The sequence below is a fragment of the Cryobacterium sp. Y11 genome (genome assembly GCF_002929535.1).
Taxonomy (GTDB): Bacteria; Actinomycetota; Actinomycetes; order Actinomycetales; family Microbacteriaceae; genus Cryobacterium.
In genome coordinates this window covers 53,431-76,016 of sequence record NZ_PJJO01000056.1, presented here as the reverse complement: position 1 = coordinate 76,016, position 22,586 = coordinate 53,431, and the positions used below count along the sequence as shown (strand labels likewise).

Genomic DNA, 22,586 nt, shown 5'->3' with positions numbered 1-22,586 from the left:
CGGAAAAAACTAGGTGTTAGAGGGCGAAGGACTGGTCCGTGGGCTTCACGGGAGACGGCAGTTGCGTCCTGCCTTCGAGGAACTGGTCGACGGCGGCCGCAGCTGCTCGCCCTTCGGCGATGGCCCAGACGATCAAGGACTGACCGCGGCCGGCATCCCCGGCCACGAAGACACCCTCGTGGCTGGTCTGGTAGCTGCCGTCGCGTTCGACGTTGCCACGATTATCGAACGGAAGCTTCAGCTGATGGCTGAGCTCGTCCGATTCAGGGCCGGTGAAACCCATCGCGAGCAGCACGAGGTCAGCGGGAATTTCCTTCTCGGTACCAGCCTTGGGAACGCGGCGTCCATCGAGATATTCGGTTTCGGCAATGCGAATGGCACGCACCTCGCCAAAGTCATTGGCCAGAAACTCCACTGTCGACGCGAGATACTGACGCGTTCCGCCCTCTTCGTGCGCACTCGACACCTCGAACAGGGTCGGCGACATCGGCCAGGGCTGGCTGTCCGGGCGGGTCGTTCCCGGCTGCTTGCCGATCGCAAGGTTCGTGACGGATGCCGCCAGCTGACGGTGCGCCGTGCCGATACAGTCGGCTCCGGTATCACCACCGCCGAGCACGACCACGTGCTTACCCTCGGCCGTGATCTGGGCTTCGAGGCTTCCTCCGGCACCGATCTTGTTCTGCTGCACGAGGTATTCCATAGCGAAGTGAACGCCGGGCAGGTCGCGCCCCGGAATGGGCAGGTCGCGGGGAACCATGGCTCCTGTCGCCACCACGACGGCGTCGTAGCGGGCACGCAGGTCATCCCAGGTGATGTCCACGCCAATGTTGACGTTGGCACGGAACCGGGTGCCCTCCGCCGTCATCTGCGCCAGGCGAAGTTCGAGGTGCTTCTTCTCCATCTTGAAGTCGGGGATGCCATAGCGCAGCAGCCCACCGATGCGGTCGTCGCGTTCAAACACGGCAACCGTGTGGCCGGCGCGGGTGAGCTGCTGGGCGGCGGCTAGTCCGGCCGGGCCGGATCCAACAACGGCAACAGTTTTGCCGGTCAGGCGCCCGGGTGGCTGCGGCTGCACCCAGCCCTTGGCGAACGCCTGGTCGATGATGGACACCTCGACCTGCTTGATCGTGACCGCGGGCTGGTTGATGCCCAGCACACACGACGATTCACACGGAGCCGGGCAAAGCCGTCCGGTGAATTCGGGGAAGTTGTTGGTCGAGTGCAGGCGTTCGATGGCCGCTCGGCCCTCGTCGCGCCAGACCAGGTCGTTCCACTCGGGAATGAGGTTGCCGAGAGGGCAGCCCTGGTGGCAGAACGGTACGCCGCAATCCATGCAGCGACCGGCCTGCCGTTTGAGTACGGCACTGTCACCCTGCTCGTAGACCTCTTTCCAGTCCATCAAGCGGATGGCCACCGGGCGCCTCGCGGGAAGCTCACGTTCCGTGCTCTTCAGAAATCCATTGGGATCAGCCATTGGTTACCTCCAGAATTCGATTCCAAACAACGAGGCCGTCGGGGTCGAGCCCTTCGTCGACGGCCGTTTGCCTGGTCTCTAGTACGGCCGCGTAGTCTCGCGGCAGCACCTTGACAAAAGCGTTCATGGTTTCTTCCGGGTTCTCCAGCATGCGCCCGGCAAGTGCCGAGTCGGTCTGGTCCCGGTGTTGTACGAGCAGGTCGCGCACAATCTCACGGTCGACGCTGTCGAGGGCGAGCAGGCGCAGTTCGCCGGAGGTGAGCGCGTCGCGGTTGACCCGTTCGGCGGTGAGTGCGTAGACGTAGGCGGTGCCGCCACTCATGCCGGCACCGAGGTTGCGCCCGGTCTCACCGAGAATAACGGCGAGCCCGCCGGTCATGTACTCGAGGGCGTGGTCGCCAACACCCTCGACGACGGCGATCGCACCGGAGTTGCGCACCAAGAATCGTTCGCCGACGATGCCGCGAATGAACATGCTGCCCTGGGTGGCTCCGTAGCCGATCACGTTACCGGCAATGACATTGTCTTCGGCTGGAAACTGGCTGGCCCGGTCGGGGCGCACAATGATCTGCCCGCCCGATAGACCCTTGCCGACATAGTCGTTGGAATCACCTTCGAGCCGCAGGGTGATGCCGCTTGGTAGGAACGCACCGAACGACTGCCCGGCCGACCCGGTGAGGGTCACCTCGATCGATCCGGTTGGCAGCCCGTTTTCACCGTGCCGCAGGGTGACCTCGTGACCGAGCATGGTGCCGACGGCGCGTTCGGTGTTGCGGATCGGCAGGTCGATACTGATCGTGCCGCCGTGTTCGAGCACGCTCTGGCTGCGACGAATGAGTTCGTTGTCGAAGTGCTTCTCGAGTTCGTGTTCCTGAGCCCGCGCCCACTTGCGCGGTTCTGCCTCTGCAAAGTCCGGGCCGCTCAGAATCGGTGAGAGGTCAAGCCCCTGCGCCTTCCAGTGGCTGATGGCACGGTTCATGCTCAGCACCTCGCGGTGCCCGATGGCCTCGTCGAGGCTACGGAATCCGAGTTCGGCCAGGTACTCGCGTACCTCCTGCGCGATGAACTCGAAGAAATTCACGACGTGGTCGGCCTGACCGGCATAGCGCTTACGCAGTTCCGGGTTTTGGGTGGCGACACCGACCGGGCAGGTGTCGAGGTGGCAAACGCGCATCATGATGCAGCCAGAGACAATCAGCGGTGCCGTGGCAAAGCCGAATTCTTCAGCGCCGAGCAGGGCGCCGATGAGCACGTCACGCCCCGTTTTCAGCTGACCGTCGACCTGCACCACCACGCGGTCGCGCATGCCGTTGAGCATGAGGGTCTGTTGGGTCTCGGCGAGGCCGAGTTCCCACGGCGTTCCAGCGTGCTTGAGCGAGTTGACCGGGCTGGCGCCCGTTCCGCCGTCGTGACCGCTGATCAGGATCACATCGGAGAGCGCCTTCGCGACACCCGCCGCGACGGCACCAATACCGGACTGGCTGACCAGTTTGGTGTGAATGCGTGCCTTCGGGTTAGCCCGTTTCAGGTCGAAGATGAGCTGCTTGAGGTCTTCGATCGAGTAGATATCGTGGTGTGGCGGCGGCGAGATGAGGCCGACGCCGGCCGTGGCGTGCCTCGTCCGAGCGATCCACGGGTACACCTTGGTGGGCGGCAGCTGACCGCCTTCGCCGGGCTTAGCGCCCTGCGCGAGCTTGATCTGAATGTCGTCTGCGTGGGTGAGATACATGCTCGTCACGCCGAACCGGCCGGAGGCTACCTGCTTGACAGCGCTGCGCCGGGTCGGGTCGAGGAGCCGGTCGAGGTCTTCGCCGCCCTCACCGGTGTTCGACTTGCCACCGAGCCGGTTCATGGCGATCGCGAGCGTTTCGTGCGCCTCTTGCGAGATGGAGCCGTAGCTCATCGCGCCGGTGGAGAACCGCTTCACGATCTGCGAGACCGATTCGACCTCGTCGAGCGGAACGGGCGTGCGCTGGCCGGGGCTCAACGTGAACATGCCGCGCAGCGTCATGAGTGACTTTGCCTGGTCATCGACCATCTTCGTGTATTCGCGGAAAATGTCGTACCGGCGTGTGCGGGTCGCGTGCTGCAGCCGGAAAATGGTCTCCGGGTTGAACAGGTGCGGGGCACCGTCCCGGCGCCACTGGTACTCCCCGCCGGTCGCGAGGCGCTCGTGTGCGGTCACCGCGGCATCCATCGGATAAGCGGATGCGTGCCTGGCCAGATTCTCGACACCGATCACGTCGATGCCGACACCGCCGAGCTTGCTCGTAGTGCCGGTGAAATACTGGTCGACGAATGACTGGGCCAGGCCGACGGCTTCGAACGCCTGGGCGCCAGCGTAGGACGACACGGTGGAGATGCCCATCTTGGACATGATCTTCAGCACGCCCTTGCCGAGCGCCTTGATCACATTGCGCACCGCCTTTTCGGGCGTCACGTTGGTGATGATGCCACTGCGAACGAGGTCTTCGCAGGTTTCCATGGCGAGGTACGGGTTCACGGCAGACGCACCGTAGCCGATCAGCGTGGCCACGTGGTGCACCTCACGCACGTCGCCGGCCTCAACGACGATGCCGACCTTCATACGGTTTTCGGTGCGAATCAGGTGGTGGTGAACAGCGGCGATCATGAGCAGCGATGGAATTGGCGCGAGGTCCTGGTTGGAATCGCGGTCGCTGAGCACGATGAACAGTGCGCCGCATTCAATGGCCTCGTCAACCTCAACGCAAATCGCGGCGAGTCGCCTCGCGAGGGCGTCAGGGCCCTCCTCAAACCGGTATAGGCCACGAATGGTCGTGGTGGTCCGGCTGCCAAGGGCAGGATCGATGTGCTGAATCTTGGCCAGCTCATCGTTATCGATGACGGGGAAGTCCAAAATGACTTGGCGGGCATGCTCAGGCCCAGCGGAGAGCAGGTTGCGCTCCGGGCCGAGAGCGAGCTTGAGGCTGGTAACCACTTCCTCGCGAATCGAGTCGAGCGGTGGGTTGGTGACCTGCGCGAACTGCTGGGTGAAGTAATCGAACATGAGGCGCGGGCGGTCGCTCAGCACGGCTATGGGCGTGTCACTGCCCATGGCGCCGAGCGGTTCAGCTCCGGTGCGCGCCATCGGGGTGAGCAGGATGCGCACCTCTTCCTCGGTGTAGCCGAAGGTGCGCTGACGACGCACAACGGATGCCGGCGGGTGCACGATATGCTCCCGCTCCGGCAGATCCTTGAGGTTGATGCGCCCCTTCTGGAGCCAGTCTCCCCACGGTTCGCTCGCCGAGAGTTCGGCCTTGATCTCACGGTCGTCGATGATGCGGCCGGCCTTGGTATCGACCAAAAACATCTGGCCCGGGCGCAGGCGGCCCTTGCGCACGACGCGGGCCGGGTCAATACCGAGCACCCCGATTTCGCTCGCGAGCACGACGAGGCCGTCATCGGTGATCAGGTATCGTCCCGGGCGCAGGCCGTTGCGGTCCAGGGTGGCACCGACGAGGGAGCCGTCGGTGAACACGATCGCGGCCGGGCCGTCCCACGGCTCCATCAGCATGGAGTGGTACTCGTAGAAGTCGCGACGTTCGTCGTCGAGATCGGTCTGGTTCTCCCAGGCTTCCGGCACCATCATCATGATGGCGTGCGGCAGGGACCGACCGGACAGGCTGAGCAGTTCGACGACCTCATCGAAGGATGCCGAGTCGCTGGCGCCGGGGGTGACGATGGGCAACAGCGGTGACAGGTCACCGAGCAGCTCGGATTCGAGCTGGGACTGGCGGGCGCGCATCCAGTTGCGGTTGCCCTGCACCGTGTTGATCTCGCCGTTGTGCGCGATCATGCGAAACGGCTGGGCCAGCGGCCAGGACGGGAAGGTGTTGGTGGAGTACCGCGAGTGCACAAGCGCGAGGGTCGACACAAAACGCTCGTCCGACAGGTCGGGGTAGAACGGTTCGAGCTGCAAGGTGGTGACCATACCCTTGTAGACGAGGGTGCGGCAGGACAACGACACGAAGTAGATCTCGAGTTCACGTTCGGCGCGCTTGCGCAGTCGAAACGTCTGCCGATCGAGTGCAATGTCGGAGAACGGGTCTCCAGACTCGGTAATGCGGGTGCTCTGCACGAACAGCTGCTGAATGGCCGGCATGTTGGCCCTGGCCTGGTTGCCCAGGTCTTCCGGGTGCACCGGAACCTCGCGCCAACCGAGGATGGTCAGGCTTTCCTCGTCCGCGATCAAGCTGATGGCCCGTTTAATGGCCGTGCGCTTGCTGGGGTCGGTCGGCAGAAAAACGTTACCGACGGCGTACTGACCCACCGGGGGCAGCGCAAAATCCGTCACGGCGCGGAGGAAATCATCCGGTATCTGGGTGATGATGCCGGCGCCATCACCGGTTCCGGCATCGGAGCCCACGGCCCCACGGTGTTCAAGGTTGCGCAGGGCGTCCAGTGCCTGGGTGATGATGTCGTGCCCCGCGGTTCCCCGCAGGGTAGCCACCATGGCGAGGCCGCAGGCGTCGCGTTCGGCAGCTGGATCGTACAAACCGGATGCTTCGGGCATGTTGCTGAAGCGAGAATACAGAGGTTTCTGCGCCATGGAGACCGTCCTCACGAAATGACTGGCAGTAAGGGACGACGCTGGCCCGAAGGGGATGTGTGCATGAACACGTGCAGGGAAACTGTCACGAGCGCCCGGTGCGGGTCTGCCCGCACCGCGTAGCGGCGAGTGTGTCGGCGGGGATGGCGTCGACGTGGAAGCTACAAACGCGAACCGCTCGTGCTTGTGGCTGCGGGCTCGGATGATTCGGTCTGATCGTCGGCAACATCGCTCTGATCGTCGGAGTCTAAATCAACATCATCCGAATCGCTATCGTCAAATTGTACCTCAGCGTTCGGGGCAATCCATTCCCTCCCGGGAACATACGGGCTGACTTCAAGTCCAGGGTGACGGCGGCGCTGCACGAGCACGATGATCACTCCGAGCGCGATTGCTGCCAGGGCCGCCCACACATTGGTGCGGATTCCGAAGTAGATCTCGCTCGGGTCAATACGAATCGACTCGAAAAAGCTGCGACCCAGTCCATACCAGATGAGGTAGACGCCGAGGGTCTGACCGAAGCGCAGACGGAATTTGCGTTCCAGGTAGAGGATGACGGCGACGCCGAGCAGGTTCCAGATGATTTCGTAGAGAAAAGTTGGGTGAAACAGGGTGTCAGCTGGCAGACCGAGCGGGAACGCTACGTTACTCGGCTCGATTTCAAGGCCCCAGGGCAGGGTCGTCGGCAGGCCGAACAGTTCGTGATTGAACCAGTTACCGAGCCGTCCGGTGGCCTGGGCGACGAGCAGCGCCGGGGCGACAGCATCCGCAAAGGCCCAGAAACGGATGCCGGACATCCGGCAGCCGATGTAAGCGCCGACGGCGCCACCGATCAGCGACCCGAAGATGGCGTTGCCGCCCTCCCAGATATACAGGGTGCGGAGCAGGTCGGCTCCGTCAAAAAAGTAATCGCCCGGGTGGGTGAGCACGTGGTAGATCCGCGCTCCGACGATGCCAAGCGGCACGGCCCAGAGGATGATGTCGAGCACAACTCCCGGCTCGGCACCGCGCTTGCTGAGTCGGCGGGAGGTGATGATGGTCGCCAGGATGATCCCGGCGAGGATGCACAGCGCGTAAGCGTGAATGCGGAACGGACCGATATCGAAGAAGCTCCAGCCGGGGCTGGGGATACTCGTATGGATCAAACTGCTCGCGCTGGTCAGAACGCTCAGAGGCAAAGACACCTAGGTACTACCTTTCATCGTGACTGTCGTCACATGGGGCGAATCGGTCGACCGCCTCGTACAATTGAGTCTAGAGCGCGCCCGCAGTGGCCGGGCGAATATCGCGCGCGCCAGCGGCCAAGTCGAGGGCGAGGCGGGCCACGGCAGACACTCCGCCATCGGTGAGCGCCTTGACCAGCGCGGATCCGACGATAGCGCCGTCGGCGTAGCCGAGAATTTCCCGCACCTGTTCGGCGGTGGAAATGCCCAGGCCAACACAGGCGCTGGTGCAGCCGACTGCCCGGAGGCGTTCGACCAGGATGCGCGCGGCAGCGTCAACGCCGGCGCGGGCTCCCGTGGTACCCATCGTTGACACGGTGTAGACGAAGCCACGGCTGGCCTCGATGGCCTGCACCAGGCGGGCGTCGGAGGAGGATGGTGCAGCCAGGAAGACTCGGTCGAGGCCGGCGCGTTCGCTCGCCGCCATCCAATCGGCCGCTTCGTCCGGGATCAGATCTGGCGTGATCAGCCCGGCACCGCCGGCCGCGCGCAGGTCGTCGGAGAAGCGTTCAACGCCGTATTGCACGACCGGGTTCCAGTACGTCATGACCAGAATGGGAGCGTCAACCTGGGCGGTGATGGCCTTGACGGCGTCAAAACCGTGACGCAGTTTGAACCCGTTGGCCAGTGCCCGCTGGGTGGCGGCCTGAATGACGGGGCCATCCATGACCGGGTCGGAGTATGGCAGGCCGAGTTCGATGATGTCCACGCCGTTAGCGACAAGCGCCACGGCAGCGTCAATGCTCTCGGTCAGGGTGGGGAAACCGACCGGGAGATAGCCGATGAGGGCGCCTCCACCCTCGGAACGTCGGCGAATGATGGTGTGTTCGACGGTGCTGTCGATGGTGGTCATGACTGTTCCGCCCCGTTGTCGAGCAGGTCGAAGTATCGGCCGGCCGTTTCCATGTCTTTGTCGCCGCGCCCACTGAGGTTGACCAGAATGGTCGCATCCGGTCCGAGCTTGCGCCCCAGTTCGAGCGTGCCAGCGAGGGCGTGCGAGGATTCAATCGCGGGAATGATGCCCTCGGTGCGACTGAGCAACCGCAGGGCGTTCATTGCATCATCATCGGTGACCGGCAGGTAGCTAGCCCGGCCGATGCTCGCCAGCCAGGCGTGCTCCGGGCCAACGCCCGGATAGTCGAGTCCGGCCGAAATCGAGTGGGATTCGACGGTCTGCCCATCTTCGTCTTGCAGCAGCATGCTGCGGGCGCCGTGCAGCACTCCCGGACGCCCCTTGGTCAGGGTGGCAGCGTGCCGCGGCGTATCGACGCCGTCCCCTGCCGCTTCATAGCCGTACAACGCAACATCGGCATCGTCCAGAAAAGCGTGAAAAATGCCCATCGCGTTCGAGCCGCCGCCGACACACGCGGTGACGGCATCCGGAAGACTGCCGGTCAGGGCGAGTACCTGCGCACGGGCCTCCTCGCCGATGATTTTCTGGAAGTCGCGCACCATGGCGGGGAACGGATGCGGGCCGGCCACGGTTCCAAAGATGTAGTTGGTCGTCTCGACGTTGGTGACCCAATCACGCATGGCGTCGTTGATCGCGTCCTTGAGGGTGCGCGATCCCGTCTTGACCGGAACGACTTCGGCGCCGAGCAGGCGCATGCGCGCCACGTTCAGGGCCTGCCGCTCGGTGTCGACCTCGCCCATATACACCACGCACTCGAGGCCGAACAGGGCAGCGACGGTGGCCGTAGCTACTCCGTGCTGGCCGGCGCCGGTTTCGGCGATGACTCGAGTCTTGCCGATTCGCTGGGTAAGCAGTGCCTGGCCGAGGGCGTTGTTGATCTTGTGCGAGCCGGTGTGGTTGAGGTCTTCACGCTTGAGAATGATGCGGGCGCCGCCGGCATGCTCGGCGAAGCGAGGCACCTCGGTGATGATCGAGGGTCGGCCGGTGTAGTTGATGTGTAGGTCCATCAGGGCCGCAGCGAACGCTGGATCCTTCTTAGCGAGTTCGTACTCCGCCGTGAGTTCGTCGAGCGCCGCAACGAGGGACTCGGGCACGAACCGACCGCCGAACGCACCGAAATACGGACCGGACTCTGAACGTAAGGACTCTTTTCGCACAGACATTTATACCGCCAAAAACTCAGAAAGGGTTCGGATGGGATCATTCGTCACAAGCGCTTCGCCAACCAGGACGACATCGGCGCCGGCCGCGCGGTAATGCGCAACATCGGCGGCCGTTTTCACGGCAGATTCGGCGATACGAACCACGCCGGAGGGAATTCTGTCGGCGAGAGTGCCGAAGAGGTTCGGATCGAGTTCAAAGGTGGACAGGTTGCGGGCGTTCACCCCGACCAGGCTCGCACCGATGTCGAGGGCGCGACTGACTTCATCCGCATTGTGGGTTTCGACCAGCGCGCTCATGCCGAGCTCACGAATAAGGTCGTGCAGGGAAACCAGGGTTGACTGATCCAGCGCAGCGACGATGAGGAGCACCAGGTCGGCTCCCGCCGCGCGGGCCTCGAGCACCTGGTACGGCGTTCCAATAAAGTCCTTGCGCAGTAGGGGAATACTCACCGCTGCGCGCACCTGCTCGAGGTCGGTGAGCGACCCGTGAAAACGTCGACCTTCGGTGAGCACGCTGATCGCGCTCGCACCACCAGCCTCATAAGAGACGGCCAGCGCGGCCGGGTCGGTAATGGCGGCGAGGGCACCGCGGCTCGGGCTCGCCCGTTTAATCTCGGCGAGGATCTTTACCCGGGACGCAGGAGCGAGCGCCTGCAGCGCGTCGAGGGCCGGCTCACGGTTAAGGGCAGCGGCCTCCACGGTCGCGAACGGGCGGATGAGTAGGCGTTCTTCGGCGTCGGAAACCGCGCCAGCGAGAAGTTCTTCGAGCACCGGGTGGCAGCGCAGTCGGTCAGTGGCCGTGCGGCGCGGCGGGCATGGTGCTAACGCCATAACCGACCTTGCTCATCACATAGCCCACGATGAGCCCGACAATCAGCAGGCCGAAGGAGGCCCACACGAGCCAGGGCAGGGCGAAGAAGAATGCGGTGGTGCCGATGATGAAGGCCGTCAGCATGATAATGACAGCGGTCCAGGCCGCTGGGGAGTGGCCGTGTCCGGGATCTGAAGGATCGATGCTCATGGTTCTCCTCGTTACTGCATGGGTACTTTATACGTTTGACAAGCGGGTTAAGTCTAGCGGAGCGGATGCCCGCCGCTCAGCGAGCGGTCGGGTCTTCCCCGCGGCTGAGGTCGTCCCAGTCGCCGACGGAGTCACTGGGAGCCACCTCGGCTGCCGTTGGCGTGCTCGTGGCGGGTGCGGCATCCGTTTCGGTGTCGACCGGCTCGAAGCGCACGGCCTGATACTTTCGTGTCGGGCCCGGCCAGCGGCCACTGGTGACAATAATGGCCACACCGGCGGCGGCCATGATGACAGCAGCTCCCATGGCCACGTATGGCCACGGAGTAATGGCGGTGCCGAGCACGCTCAGTTGAATCGATTCATGACCGGCGATTCCGGTGGCGGCCGTGACAGCGGCCGCGCTCGCGTCGGAGGGGTCCTTTACGGCGAGGAGCGCAGAGAGGAACACCGAGAACCCGAGGAGCACCTGCAAGGCGCCAAGCACAATGCGAATCAGTCGCCCCGCGATGGTCAGTGCCGCGGCCAGGGCGAATCCGGAGAGCGCAAGAGCGGTCAACGCCGGTGCGGCGATGGCGCCATCAATCTGCAGCACCTGGGTTCCGGCATCGGGCAGACCGACCTCGGCCTGCACCCAGACCCGGGTCCAGGCGAGCAACGCGAGCGCGCTCGAGCCCAGAACAAGGAGGATAAGCACGAGTTTCAGCCGGCGCGGGGACATCCGCTTGCGTTCGGTCAGCGGCACATCCGGCACTAGAACACGCGCCGCATCGCGTTGGCGATGGCGACGGCGCGCAGCGGGGCTGCCGCCTTGTTCTGCGACTCCTGATACTCGGAAGCCGGGTCCGAATCGGTCACGACGCCGCCACCGGCCTGCACTCGGGCGACGCCGTCCTTGATGGTGGCGGTACGGATGGCGATCGCCAGGTCCGCGTCGCCGGCGAAGCCGAAGTAGCCGACCACTCCCCCATAGACGCCACGCTGGGCCGGTTCGAGGGCATCGATGATCTCGAGCGCGCGCGGCTTCGGGGCGCCAGACAGGGTACCGGCCGGGAACGTGGCGCGGAACACGTCGATCGCGGTTTTACCGTCAATCAGATTGCCCTCGACCGACGAGACGAGGTGCATGATGTGGCTGAACCGTTCGATGCGCATGAACTCGGTCACCTCGACCGATCCGGCCGTGCAGACCTTGAGCAGGTCGTTGCGGGCCAGGTCGACGAGCATGAGGTGTTCCGCGCGTTCCTTGGGGTCTTCGGCGAGCTCGATCGCGTAGTCGGCGTCGGCATCCGGTGTCGTTCCCCGCGGCTTGGAGCCGGCGATCGGATGGGTGAAGACGCGTTTGTCCTGCACCTTGACCAGTGCCTCTGGTGAAGAGCCGACGATCCAATACGGGTCACCATCGGGTGTTTCGAGGCTGAGCAGGTACATGTACGGGCTCGGGTTCAGGCTGCGCAACACCCGGTAGACATCGATGGGGTGAGCGGTGCAGACCTGGTCGAAGCGCTGCGAGATGACGACCTGAAACACGTCACCCTCGACGATGTGCTCCTTGCCGATGTTGACGGCGGTGAGAAAGTCGTCGCGGCTGGTGCGATTGGTCGGTGAGCTCGGAGCGTCCAGATCAACCTCCGCCAGCCAGGCTTCGCCAGCAACCGCGAGGCGGGTCTGTAGCGAATCCAGGCGGATGGTGGCCGCCGCCCACAGCTGATCGGATGTATCTGTACCGTCGTTGAGCACGTTGGCGATCAGCTGCACGGTGCCGTACTTATGATCGAGCACGACCAGGTCGGCGACGAAGCTGAAGGACTGGCCCGGAACGTCGTAGTCGGCCGGCGGTTGGTTTGGCAGTCGCTCAATCTGGCGAATTGCTTCCCAGCCGATGAAGCCGACCAGCCCGCCGGTCAGCGGCGGGTGTTCGGGCAGCCGCGGCGTCTGCCAGCGGTCGAACAGATAGGCCAGCGCGGCGAGCGGGCCGAGAGCTGCCGCAGATCCGAGGGCGCGTTCGGCCGACAACCCGTAGTCGATCCAGCGGGTGTCGTCGCCCTCTTGGGTGAGCACACCGAAGGAGGAGACCCCGACGAAGGAGAATCGCGACCAGATGCCGCCCTGTTCGGCGGATTCCAGCAGAAAGGTGCCCGGAAGCCCGTTGGCGAGCTTGCGGTAGATGCCGACCGGGGTCTCACCGTCGGCGAAGAGTTCACGAATCACCGGAATCACCCGGTGCTCACCGATCAGCGCGTCGAACTGCGTGCGCGTTGTCGACCCGGCGGTGCTGCCCCCGATGGAGGCCGTGGCGCTCTCGCTCATTCCATTGGCCTTTCTTGGGCGGTGGCGCCGAGGTCGCGTCCGTCGAAGCAGGTGCGGCTGCCGGTGTGGCAGGCAGCTCCGACCTGGTCGACCTGCACGAGCAGCGTGTCGTTGTCGCAGTCGAAGGCGGCAGAGTGCACGTATTGGGCGTGGCCGGAGGTGTCCCCCTTGCGCCAGAATTCCTGGCGGCTGCGCGACCAGAACGTAACACGCCCCTCCGATAGGGTGCGGCGCAACGCTTCCCGGTTCATCCAGCCGAGCATGAGCACCTCGTGGGTGTCCCACTGCTGAATGACGGCGGGCAGCAGCCCGTCGGCATTGAAGACGGCGGCATCGAGCTGTTCAGTGAGTTCTGCGCTCATCAGCGCACCAGCAATCCGGCGTCGGTAAGCTCGCGCTTCACGTCGCCTACGGTCAGTATTGCATTGTGAAAAACGGATGCCGCCAGCACGGCATCCGCGCCGGCTCGGATCGCCGGGGGAAAGTCTTCAACCCGCCCGGCACCGCCCGAAGCGATCACCGGAACCCGGCTGATGGCACGCATCAGCGCGATGAGATCGGTATCGAAACCGGTCTTGGTGCCATCAGCGTCGATCGAGTTGACCAAGAGCTCCCCCGCACCGAGTTCAATCGCCTGCTGGGCCCACGCCACGGCATCCAGCGCGGTTTCGGTGCGGCCGCCGTGGGTCGTCACGATGAAGCCGCTCTCGGTGCGATCGGATCGTTTCACGTCGAGGCTCAACACCAGCACCTGCGCGCCGAACCGGTCGGCGATTTCAGCGATCAGGGCCGGTCGGGCAATGGCTGCACTGTTGACGCCGACCTTGTCAGCGCCGCTCGCCTGCAGCCGGGACACATCGTCGACACTGCGGATGCCGCCACCGACGGTGAGCGGGATGAAGACCTGTTCAGCGGTGGCACGAACCACGTCGTAGGTGGTCGAGCGGTTATCGACGGTGGCCGTGACGTCGAGAAAGGTGAGCTCATCGGCGCCCTGCTCGTAGTAGCGGCGCGCGAGTTCAACCGGATCCCCGGCATCACGCAAATTTTGAAAGTTGACACCCTTCACGACGCGACCGTTGGCCACGTCGAGACAGGCAATGACGCGCACACTCAGGCTCATGCAGGTCTCCTCTCGTTTTAAAGGCGGGCGTTGTGAATGGTGGTGACGAGGATGGCTCTGGCCCCGATGGCGTACAGCGCGTCCATCACGTTGTTCATGTCGAGCCGGGCGATCATGACCCGCACGGCCGCCCACTCGGGGTCGTGCAGGGAGGAGACCGTCGGCGACTCGATGCCGGGCGCGAGGGCAGCCGCGGCGTCCAGCAGCGCGACCGGAATGTCATAGTCGAGTAGCACGTACTGGCGGGCCACGAGCACTCCCTGCAGGCGGCGCAGCAGGGTGTCGATTCCGGCCTTGTCGCTGGTGGAGCTGATCAGCACGGCGGTGGATTCGAGGATCACCGGTCCGAAGATTTCGAGGCCGGCCTTGCGCAAAGTGGTGCCGGTGGACACGACGTCGGCAACGGCATCCGCTACCCCGAGCTGAACGGCCGATTCGACGGCTCCATCGAGCTCGACCAGGTCAACGGTCACCGAGTGGGTGGCGAGGAAACGTTCGACCAGTCCCGGGTAGCTCGTAGCAACGCGCAGGCCGTTGAGGTCTTTCAGCTCGGTAAAGCGACCGGCCGGCCCGGCAAAGCGAAAGGTGGAGTCGCCAAAGTCGAGGCTGGCGATCTCCACGGCCTTGGAGTGCGAGTCGAGCAGCAGGTCGCGGCCGGTGATGCCGACATCGAGGGCGCCGGAACCGACGTAGGTGGCAATGTCGCGGGGGCGCAGGTAGAAAAATTCGACGCCGTTGCGCGGGTCGGCAGTGACGAGGTCGCGCGGGTCGCGGCGACCGGTATAGCCGGCTTCGGCGAGCATCTGCGCGGCGGTTTCAGACAACGAACCCTTGTTGGGCACGGCAATTCTCAGCATGGGAACACTCTCTCGGTTGTATTTCATACGACTAGTCAATGAATTCGGGCCAGCATCGGGCGCTGGCGCGCGTCACAGATGTCGGTAGATGTCGGCCGGAGAGAGGCCCTTGGCGATCATCATGACCTGCAGGTGGTACAGCAGCTGGGAGATTTCGGCGGATGTTTCGTCATCGCTCTGAAACTCGGCAGCCATCCAGACTTCGGCCGCTTCCTCAACAATTTTCTTGCCAATGGCGTGCACACCGGCATCGAGTTCACGAACGGTGCCGGAACCCTCCGGGCGTGTGCGAGCCTTGTCGCTCAATTCTGCGAACAGCTCATCGAAAGTTTTCACGACTCTAGGTTACCCGCCCCATGACGGTGGCTGGCCGCGCCCTGACGCAGCAAGTCGATTTGAGCGGCCGGATTCTCGGCCCCGAACACGCTCGAACCAGCCACGAAGGTGTCCGCACCGGCCGCGGCGGCAATCTCGATGGTCTGCGCGGTGATGCCGCCATCGACTTGCAGCCAGACGTCGAGACCGGTGCTGTGCACTTTTGCGCGGAGCTGGGCAAGTTTTGGCATCGTCTCGTGCATGAAGCTCTGGCCGCCGAAACCGGGCTCAACGGTCATCACGAGCACCTGGTCGAACTCGTCGAGCAGGTCGAGATAGGGCGTGACGTCGGTGCCAGGCTTGAGCGCGATACCCGCGCGGGCGCCGATCTGCCGCAGCCGACGGGCCAGCGCGACGGGCTCGGTCGTGGCCTCGGCATGAAAAGTGACCGAATAGGCCCCGGCCTCGGCGTAACCTGGCGCCCACCGCTCGGGATTATCGATCATCAAGTGGATGTCCAACGGCAGCGGCGACACCTGCTGCAGGCGCTCGACCATGCCGAGTCCGAAGGTGAGGTTGGGCACGAAGTGGTTGTCCATAATGTCGACATGCACAAGGTCGGCGGAGCGGATGCGCGACAGCTCGCTTTCGAAGTTGGCGAAATCGGCGGCGAGGATGCTCGGATTGATGCGGGTAACCATCCGTTTAGCCTATCGAGCCCGCGGACCAGCCGGTCACGAGCGAGCGGGGATGATGGCGCCAGGCGTCAGGCCGAGTTCGACGTCGTGGTCGTAGCTGGTCTGCCAGCTCGGAGCGGATGCACCGTGCGAGCCATCACTGTGATGACTGGCCAAGTGCACGTCGAGCTGGGCCAGGCACACGTCCGAGCCGGCGGCGTTGCGCGGCCTCGTTCGCGGCGGTGAGGGTGTCGGTGAGAACCAGCACGCAGTCGAACGGGTTTGTGACCGTCAGTTCGAAGCGGAGTTCGTTGCTGCTCCAGGAAAACGACAGGAGCTGCTGCTCGGCAAACGCCAGCACCGTTCCGCGGCTGTCTGCCGCGTTGGGGTCACCGGCACAGGTGACCGTTCGCCGAGCCGAGGCTCACTGGTCAGCGTGCTGGGAAACCGCCGCGCCGACTCGTCTGGCACGGTCAGTGCCGATCAGACTCGTTCAACGGGAGACGGGAAAGTTCGCGTCAGCCGCACAGCGGGGCGTCCGTCGAGTTGGATTCATGTTGCGTTCATCCATGCCACGGTACGCCGGGTCGTCTGCGAGGTATGGGTGCGACCCCTGCCCAAGTGCGAAACGCCGCCCACGCCCCGCCCTCGATCTCCCGCCCCCGCACAACGCCTCAACCAGCTATTACCCGCAGCATAAAACCCCGGCGTTGCCCAGACCGCTTGGCTTTGCCGCCGTTGAAACGTTCAAAACTCACGGCGCAACGAACCGGTGGGGTGGACGGGACGTTTTCGAGACGTCGTCGGGCGCTGTGCGGGACCTACGCCGCTGCGCGGTAGTTACGGTCTGGCCGAAAGTCCCGCGCCACGCGCCACGCGCGGGCTGCGCCAGTGCGCGGGAGTTGGGCCTCCCGCGCAGCGGCGCAGCCCCCGCGCACCGTGAACGTGGAGCGGTCTCGCCGGAGATCCACGAAATTCGATCAGGTTCACCACCGCGCCGTGCTCCCGTACCGGGCCCATGATCAGCACGTGGGCCTACGTTCCGGGCCAGAAACCGGAACGTGATCGGCCCGGCGGTGATGGTCCCGAACGTGATGGGCCGAGGGGGGCGCCGGACTACAGGGCTCGCTGCAGCAGGGTGATGAACATGGCATCGGTGCCGTGGCGGTGTGGCCACAGCTGCACACTCCCGGTGTCGGCGGGCAGGTCGAGGTTTGCAGCACTGAACGACTGCACGACGGCAGCCGTGTCAAGCGCCGTCACCGCACCATCGGCCTTGCGCACGGCCAGGGCGACGATGGCTCGGGTCTCGGCGGTGTGCGGCGAACACGTGACATAGGCGAGGATGCCGCCGGGCTTGAGCGCGAGCAGGGCCGCGTCGATGAGTCCGGACTGCAGCCCGGCGAGGTCGGCGACGTCCTTGGGCTGCTTGCGCCAGCGCGCCTCTGGCCGGCGCCTCAGAGCGCCGAGGCCGGTGCAGGGGGCGTCGAGCAGGATGCGATCGAAGGTCTCTGGATGCGTCTGACCAATGGTGGTTCCGTCGATTTCCCAGACCGGAACTGTTTCGGGCAGTGCCGCGAGGGCCGTGCGCACGAGGGTCGCTCGGGCGGGGACGAGCTCGTTCGCGACGAGCTCAGCTCCCCCGGCACGTGCTTCGGAGGCAAGCAGGGCTGCCTTGCCACCCGGACCCGCGCAGAGGTCGAGCCAGCGCTCCCCTGCAACGATCGGCCGAGCCCGGCTGAGCGCGAGGGCTGCTATCTGCGAGCCTTCATCTTGCACCCGAACGCGACCATCCGTTGCGGTCACAAGGTGGTATGGGTCACCGGAGTCCAGCACGTAACCAACCGGTGAAAATTCGTCGGCGAGGCCCAGGCGTTCCCGGTCAGCGTCGGTCGCGAGCCCGGGCAACGCGACCATGTTGACCTTGGCCGCCATATTGTCGGCGGCAAGCAGGTCGGCGAGTTCGCCTTCGTGGCCTTCGGCGCGGAGCGACTGCCGAAAGGCCCGCACGATCCAGGCGGGGTGCGAGAATTCGGCCGCGAGCCGGTCATCGACATTGACCGCGCCTTCCAGCACCAGGTCGCGCCATTCCTTGGCGCTGGAGCGGGAGATGGTGCGCAGCACGCCGTTGGTGAATCCGGTCGCGGAGCGCGAGCCGACCTGCTTGGCCAGCGACACCGACTCGTTGACCGCCGCATGGGTGGCGACACGGGTGGCGAGCAGCTGGTGCGCGCCGAGGCGCAACACGTCGAGAATTGCGGGATCAATCGCGGTGACAGGACGGTTCGCAGCGAGGGCGATCACCCGGTCGTAGAAGCCCTGCATGCGCAGGGTGCCGTAGGTGAGCTCGGTCGCGAGGGCGGCATCCGCTGTATTGAGGGCGGCGCGCTGGATGCGGGTCGGCAGCAGAAGGTTGGCGTAGGCGTCGGATTCGCGCACGGCGGCAATCACCTCGTAGGCGATGCGACGCGCGGGCTGCACGAAATCGGCCGGGGCGTGTCCGGTGCGTGCGCCAGCGCCCGACGACGCCGACGCGGAACGAGCCGCCCCAGTCGGCGACCCGCCCGAACGAGCTGTACCGGAACGGACATCACCAGTGGGTACCGCGCCGGAACCGGCTGCTTCGGAGCGATCTCCCCGGGTGTGATCGTCGCTCATGAGGCCGTCACCGATTCCGCTGCCACTCCGCGCCACCAGTCGTTTGCTGTCATTGCTGTCTTTCCGGCCGGTTGCACGCGCAGCAGAACCAGAGGTTCGGTCTGCGTGCCCACGAGCACTGATTTTTCACGCTGCAGAATCATTCCAGCAGGCAGGGTGGGCTCGTCGACGCTCGGGGCGACCTCGAGAAGTTTGAGAACGGCGTCGTTCACCGTGGTGAACGCGCCCGGCTCGGGAGTGACTCCGCGAATGCGACTGTAAATGGATGCCGCTGGCTGATCGAAATCGATCCGCGCGTCGTCCCTGGTCAGCTTGGGGGCGAGGGTGACGTCGCCGGTCTGCGGCACGGCCAGGGCGGTACCAGCATCGAGCTCGGCAACAACGCGCAGGAGCAACTCGGCGCCGCTGTGACTGAGCTCGCTAAGAAGTATTCCCGATGTGGAATGTGCGCCGAGGGCCTGAGAAAAGCTGCCGAACACGGCCCCGGCGTCAAGCTCCGGCACCAGTTGGAACACGGCGGCTCCGGTGAATTCATCGCCAGCGATGACCGCCCGCTGCACCGGCGACGCACCGCGCCAGCGCGGCAGCAGCGAGAAGTGCAGGTTGATCCAGCCGAGGCGGGGCACAGAGAGCAAGGGTTCGCGCACAATGCCGCCGTAAGCGACGATGACTCCAAGGTCGGGCTGCAGCGCTCTGATAATCTCTGTTGCTTCACCATCGAGCCGGTTGGTCTTCAGTACCGGGTACCCTCGTTCGGCGGCAGCGTGCGCGACCGGTGACGGGGTGAGGGTGCGTTTACGACCGAGCGGGGCATCCGCTCGGGTGATCACGGAGACAATCTCGTGATCGGTGCCGGCTAGGGCCGTGAGGCTGGGCAGCGCGACCTCGGGCGTGCCGGCAAAGACGAGTTTCATTTAGAGCAGCTCCGGGTCATCGAATCGAACTTTAAGTGTAGGTGCCGGTTGGAACGAACCGGACTTCGGTTTGCGGCGCTTGGCGGCGTTGCGCACGACCGCAGTTTTGAGGGCGTGGGCAACCTCATCACCGCGGGCGTAGGCGAACCGCACGACGGCGCGTACCAGGGGCGACTCGGTGTCGACCGGACCGAGCACGTCGAGGCCGGCGACCGCGCCGAGGTCGGCGAGGGCCGCGTCGACGTCGGCGGCGGTTCCGGTGACCGAGGCGACCCGCACTGCCGGTGGAAAACGCAGCTGGCGACGGTCGGCGAGCTCGCTGGCAGCGAAGATATCGGGGTGCCAGGCGTTGAGCGCCCGGGCGAGGGCGCCGCCGACTCCGGCGAGAAGCACGGGCGCGCCGGGGGCTGCAAGCGCAGCCGCGTTGGCCCACCAGCGCAGGCAGTCTTCGGCAACCCGCAGTGATTCGCGGGCCAGCATGCGTTCGCCGTCGAGAATCAGGATGGCGCGATAGCCGCCGGTCGGCACCGGTTCGGCGCCACGGGTCGCGATGACGAGGGCCGGGTCTGGGCCAAGTGTCTGCACGGTATGCTCGCCGTCGGCAACGATCACGCGGGCTCCTGGAAAGGCGCGGCCGAGCTCTTCGGCGGTGCGCCCGGTGCCGAGCGTGACCACGCGCAGCTTGGTACCGTCGCAGTGCGCGCAGGTCCAGCCGGCGGCGAGGGCGCCGCACCACCGGCAGGACGGTACGGCGGAGGCCGATTTGAGCCCGAGCGGACCCTGGCAGTGCGTGCAGCGGGCGGCCTTCTTGCAGCTTTGGCAGGCGAGCATCGGCGCGTAGCCGGGGCTGGCGACCTGCACCAGAACGGGTCCGTGAGCGAGCGCCTCGCGGGCGGCCTGCCACGCGGCCGAGGGGATGCGGGCCGCGCGGGCCTGCTGATCTGGTTCGGATTGAAAGTCGGTGGGAATGATGCGCGGGTGACGGTCGGCGGCCGGGCTCACCTCGGCCAGGTAACCCAACTCGACCAGACGCTGGGTTTCAACGCTGCGCGAATGGCCGAGAAAAACCAGCGCGCAGTCGCTGTTCTGCTGACGTACCAGTGCCGCGTCGCGGGTGTTGACGTAGGGGCTGAGCGGCTCGGTGTAGAGCGGGTCGCCATCGTCCCAGAGGGCGATGAGGCCCAGGTTCTGCGCCGGGGCGTACACGGCCGAGCGGTTGCCGAGAATGATGCGCGGTGCGGGTTCCAGGCAAGCGAGGAAGGCACGGTAGCGGTCGGGGTTGGGCTGGCGGGCATCGACCCGGCTCAGCGGCAGGGTCGGCGCGAGCTGAGCCAGGGCGGCCTGCACTTGGTCTTGGTCGCGAAAATCGGGCACACAGAGGATGGCGCTCTGCCCGGCACCAAGGGTGGCGACGGCGAGTTCGGCCAGGGTTTGCGCCCAGCGGCCAACGGTTGTGCCGTCTTCAAGTTGCACGAGTTCGGGAATCGCAGCGACGGCGACCCGGTGATGTTCGATGATGGCGCTGTCGAGGCGACCGGTCGGGTAGCCGACGAACGCGGATGTGGTTAGCGCGAGTGCGGCGGGTGACGGCGTCGGCATGGCGGTCTCGGCGGACTCGACCAGCGGGTGGGTGGGCGGGGCTGTCGCTGGCGGTGCCGAGATGGAGGACTCCTCGAAGGCAGCGGCCGCAGCGTCCACAGCGGCCGCAGCGTCCCGCGCGGCCAGCCAGGCTTTTTCGACGCGCACCTGGCGCGGCGGCACGGCCAGACGAATGATGTCACTCGCGTTCCCCGCCGCCCGATCAGCCAGTCGGCGGGCCAGCTTCCAGACCGCCGGCGTGAGCACCACCGCCGTGGACACGACCGAGTCCAGCGGACTGAGCGCGCCCCGGAAGGCGGCATCCGTTTCAGAGGCGGACTCGGCCGACGGGTCGAATACCTCGATCACATAGGCCTCTACAACCCGCCCACCGGAACGAAACGGCACCTTGACCCGCATCCCCGCCGCCACCTGTCCGGCCAGCCCGGCGGGTACGCCGTAGTCGAATAGGTGGTCGAGTTGCGGTAGCGGGGAATCAATGAGCACCCGTGCGACGAGGCCCGTGTGCGTCATCAGGTTCCGCTGCGGTTCAGAGGCCGGCGGCGCTGCGCAGGTCGTCGACCTTGTCGAGGCGTTCCCAGGTAAAGTCGGGCAGCTCACGGCCGAAGTGGCCGTAGGTGGCCGTCTGCGCGTAGATGGGCCGCAGCAGGTCGAGCGAGTGGATGATCGCGGCTGGCCGCAGGTCGAACACGGCGCGGATAGCGGCGGTGATCTCCTTATCGGGCAGCACCCCGGTGCCGAAGGTTTCGACGTAGAGCCCAACCGGAGACGCCTTGCCGATGGCATAGGCGACCTGCACCTCGAGGCGTTCGGCTAGCCCGGCAGCGACGGCATTTTTAGCAACCCAGCGCATGGCGTATGCGGCGGAGCGGTCCACCTTGGACGGGTCCTTGCCGCTGAACGCTCCCCCGCCATGCCGGCTCGATCCGCCGTAGGTATCGATGATGATCTTGCGCCCGGTGAGGCCGGCGTCACCCTGCGGGCCGCCGATTTCAAAGCGTCCAGTGGGGTTGATCAGGGCAGTCAGCGAGGAGGAATCCAGGTCGATCAAATCGAGCACCGGGCGAATCACGAGCTCGTCAACCTCAAGGCGCAACCGCTCCGTAGTGACAGACGGCGCGTGTTGGGTCGACACCACGACGGTTTCGACGGTGCGCGGAATGATGCCGTCGTAGCCGATGGTGACCTGCGTCTTGCCGTCGGGGCGCAGATAGTTGAGCTCGCCGCTCTTGCGCACGAAGGCGAGGCGTTCGGCCAGCCGGTGAGCAATCCAGATCGGGATCGGCATGAGTTCGGGGGTCTCGCGGGTGGCGTAGCCAAACATGATGCCCTGGTCGCCGGCGCCCTGCCGGTCGAAGTCGTCGACGCTCGATTGTTCGCGCGTCTCGAAGGCGTTGTCCACGCCCTGGGCGATGTCGGGTGACTGGCCGCCGATGGAGACTTCGACGCCGCAGGAGCGGCCGTCAAACCAGACATCCGAGGAGTCGTAGCCGATGTCGGTAATGCACTTGCGCACGATCGATGGGATCTCGACGTACGCCTCGGTGGTGACTTCGCCGGCCACGTGCACGAGACCCGTGGTGACCAGGGTCTCGACGGCGACGCGGCTGTGCGGGTCGTGAGTGAGCAGCGCATCGAGGATGCTGTCGGAAATCTGGTCGCAGATCTTGTCTGGATGGCCCTCGGTGACTGATTCCGAGGTGAAGAGGCGAAGATCGCTCATCTGGCCCGTCTCTGTAGAAGTTGACTAACTACGTAAAAAACGTAGATGC

Annotated in this window: 19 protein-coding genes; all 19 read right to left on the bottom strand. The window is 65.3% G+C overall.

Annotated features, from left to right (window positions below; genetic code table 11):
- Positions 1-16: 16 nt before the first annotated feature.
- The 19 genes from CXY75_RS09675 to metK all read right to left on the bottom strand — a co-directional run bounded on the left by CXY75_RS09675 (position 17) and on the right by metK (position 22,537).
- Positions 17-1,474: a glutamate synthase subunit beta gene (locus CXY75_RS09675; protein WP_104082620.1), complete on the bottom strand. Its 1,458-nt coding sequence runs from the start codon at positions 1,472-1,474 to the stop codon at positions 17-19.
- Positions 1,467-6,044 carry a glutamate synthase large subunit gene (gltB, locus tag CXY75_RS09670; RefSeq protein WP_104082619.1) on the bottom strand — a complete coding sequence of 1,526 codons (4,578 nt, stop codon included), beginning with the start codon at positions 6,042-6,044 and terminating at the stop codon, positions 1,467-1,469. Before gltB ends, CXY75_RS09675 begins: the two co-directional genes overlap by 8 nt.
- A 161-nt stretch (positions 6,045-6,205) precedes the next feature.
- Positions 6,206-7,222: a prolipoprotein diacylglyceryl transferase gene (gene lgt, locus CXY75_RS09665; RefSeq protein WP_233201842.1), complete on the bottom strand. Its 1,017-nt coding sequence runs from the start codon at positions 7,220-7,222 to the stop codon at positions 6,206-6,208.
- Between the two features lie 76 nt (positions 7,223-7,298).
- Positions 7,299-8,120: a tryptophan synthase subunit alpha gene (gene trpA / locus CXY75_RS09660; protein WP_104082618.1), complete on the bottom strand. Its 822-nt coding sequence runs from the start codon at positions 8,118-8,120 to the stop codon at positions 7,299-7,301.
- Positions 8,117-9,343: a tryptophan synthase subunit beta gene (trpB, locus tag CXY75_RS09655; protein ID WP_104082617.1), complete on the bottom strand. Its 1,227-nt coding sequence runs from the start codon at positions 9,341-9,343 to the stop codon at positions 8,117-8,119. Before trpB ends, trpA begins: the two co-directional genes overlap by 4 nt.
- A complete protein-coding gene (gene trpC / locus CXY75_RS09650) occupies positions 9,344-10,114 on the bottom strand; it encodes an indole-3-glycerol phosphate synthase TrpC (RefSeq protein ID WP_199182426.1) in 771 nt (256 codons plus the stop codon).
- 19 nt (positions 10,115-10,133) lie between these two features.
- Positions 10,134-10,364 carry a DUF6704 family protein gene (locus CXY75_RS09645; RefSeq protein WP_104082615.1) on the bottom strand — a complete coding sequence of 77 codons (231 nt, stop codon included), beginning with the start codon at positions 10,362-10,364 and terminating at the stop codon, positions 10,134-10,136.
- Between the two features lie 76 nt (positions 10,365-10,440).
- Complete coding sequence (locus tag CXY75_RS09640; RefSeq protein ID WP_104082614.1) at positions 10,441-11,115, bottom strand: Trp biosynthesis-associated membrane protein; 675 nt, start codon at positions 11,113-11,115, stop codon at positions 10,441-10,443.
- Complete coding sequence (locus CXY75_RS09635; RefSeq protein WP_104082613.1) at positions 11,115-12,671, bottom strand: anthranilate synthase component I; 1,557 nt, start codon at positions 12,669-12,671, stop codon at positions 11,115-11,117. Before CXY75_RS09635 ends, CXY75_RS09640 begins: the two co-directional genes overlap by 1 nt.
- Positions 12,668-13,033 carry a phosphoribosyl-AMP cyclohydrolase gene (hisI, locus tag CXY75_RS09630; protein WP_104082612.1) on the bottom strand — a complete coding sequence of 122 codons (366 nt, stop codon included), beginning with the start codon at positions 13,031-13,033 and terminating at the stop codon, positions 12,668-12,670. Before hisI ends, CXY75_RS09635 begins: the two co-directional genes overlap by 4 nt.
- Complete coding sequence (gene hisF / locus CXY75_RS09625; protein ID WP_104082611.1) at positions 13,033-13,794, bottom strand: imidazole glycerol phosphate synthase subunit HisF; 762 nt, start codon at positions 13,792-13,794, stop codon at positions 13,033-13,035. Before hisF ends, hisI begins: the two co-directional genes overlap by 1 nt.
- A gap of 17 nt (positions 13,795-13,811) precedes the next feature.
- On the bottom strand, positions 13,812-14,651 hold the full coding sequence (gene hisG / locus CXY75_RS09620) for an ATP phosphoribosyltransferase (RefSeq protein ID WP_104082610.1): 840 nt from the start codon (positions 14,649-14,651) through the stop codon (positions 13,812-13,814).
- A 72-nt stretch (positions 14,652-14,723) separates the two neighbouring features.
- A complete protein-coding gene (locus CXY75_RS09615; RefSeq protein ID WP_104082609.1) occupies positions 14,724-14,987 on the bottom strand; it encodes a phosphoribosyl-ATP diphosphatase in 264 nt (87 codons plus the stop codon).
- A complete protein-coding gene (rpe, locus tag CXY75_RS09610; protein ID WP_104082608.1) occupies positions 14,984-15,667 on the bottom strand; it encodes a ribulose-phosphate 3-epimerase in 684 nt (227 codons plus the stop codon). Before rpe ends, CXY75_RS09615 begins: the two co-directional genes overlap by 4 nt.
- A 33-nt stretch (positions 15,668-15,700) precedes the next feature.
- The gene (locus CXY75_RS19820; protein WP_158251175.1) at positions 15,701-15,847 is read right to left on the bottom strand and encodes a hypothetical protein; all 147 of its coding nucleotides are present in this window, start codon (positions 15,845-15,847) and stop codon (positions 15,701-15,703) included.
- 912 nt (positions 15,848-16,759) lie between these two features.
- Positions 16,760-18,301: an RsmB/NOP family class I SAM-dependent RNA methyltransferase gene (locus CXY75_RS09600; RefSeq protein ID WP_104082790.1), complete on the bottom strand. Its 1,542-nt coding sequence runs from the start codon at positions 18,299-18,301 to the stop codon at positions 16,760-16,762.
- A complete protein-coding gene (gene fmt / locus CXY75_RS09595; RefSeq protein WP_104082606.1) occupies positions 18,298-19,215 on the bottom strand; it encodes a methionyl-tRNA formyltransferase in 918 nt (305 codons plus the stop codon). Before fmt ends, CXY75_RS09600 begins: the two co-directional genes overlap by 4 nt.
- Entirely contained in the window at positions 19,216-21,327 is a 2,112-nt protein-coding gene (locus CXY75_RS09590) for a hypothetical protein (protein ID WP_104082605.1), read from the bottom strand.
- A gap of 16 nt (positions 21,328-21,343) precedes the next feature.
- On the bottom strand, positions 21,344-22,537 hold the full coding sequence (gene metK / locus CXY75_RS09585; protein ID WP_104082604.1) for a methionine adenosyltransferase: 1,194 nt from the start codon (positions 22,535-22,537) through the stop codon (positions 21,344-21,346).
- Positions 22,538-22,586 lie beyond the last annotated feature (49 nt).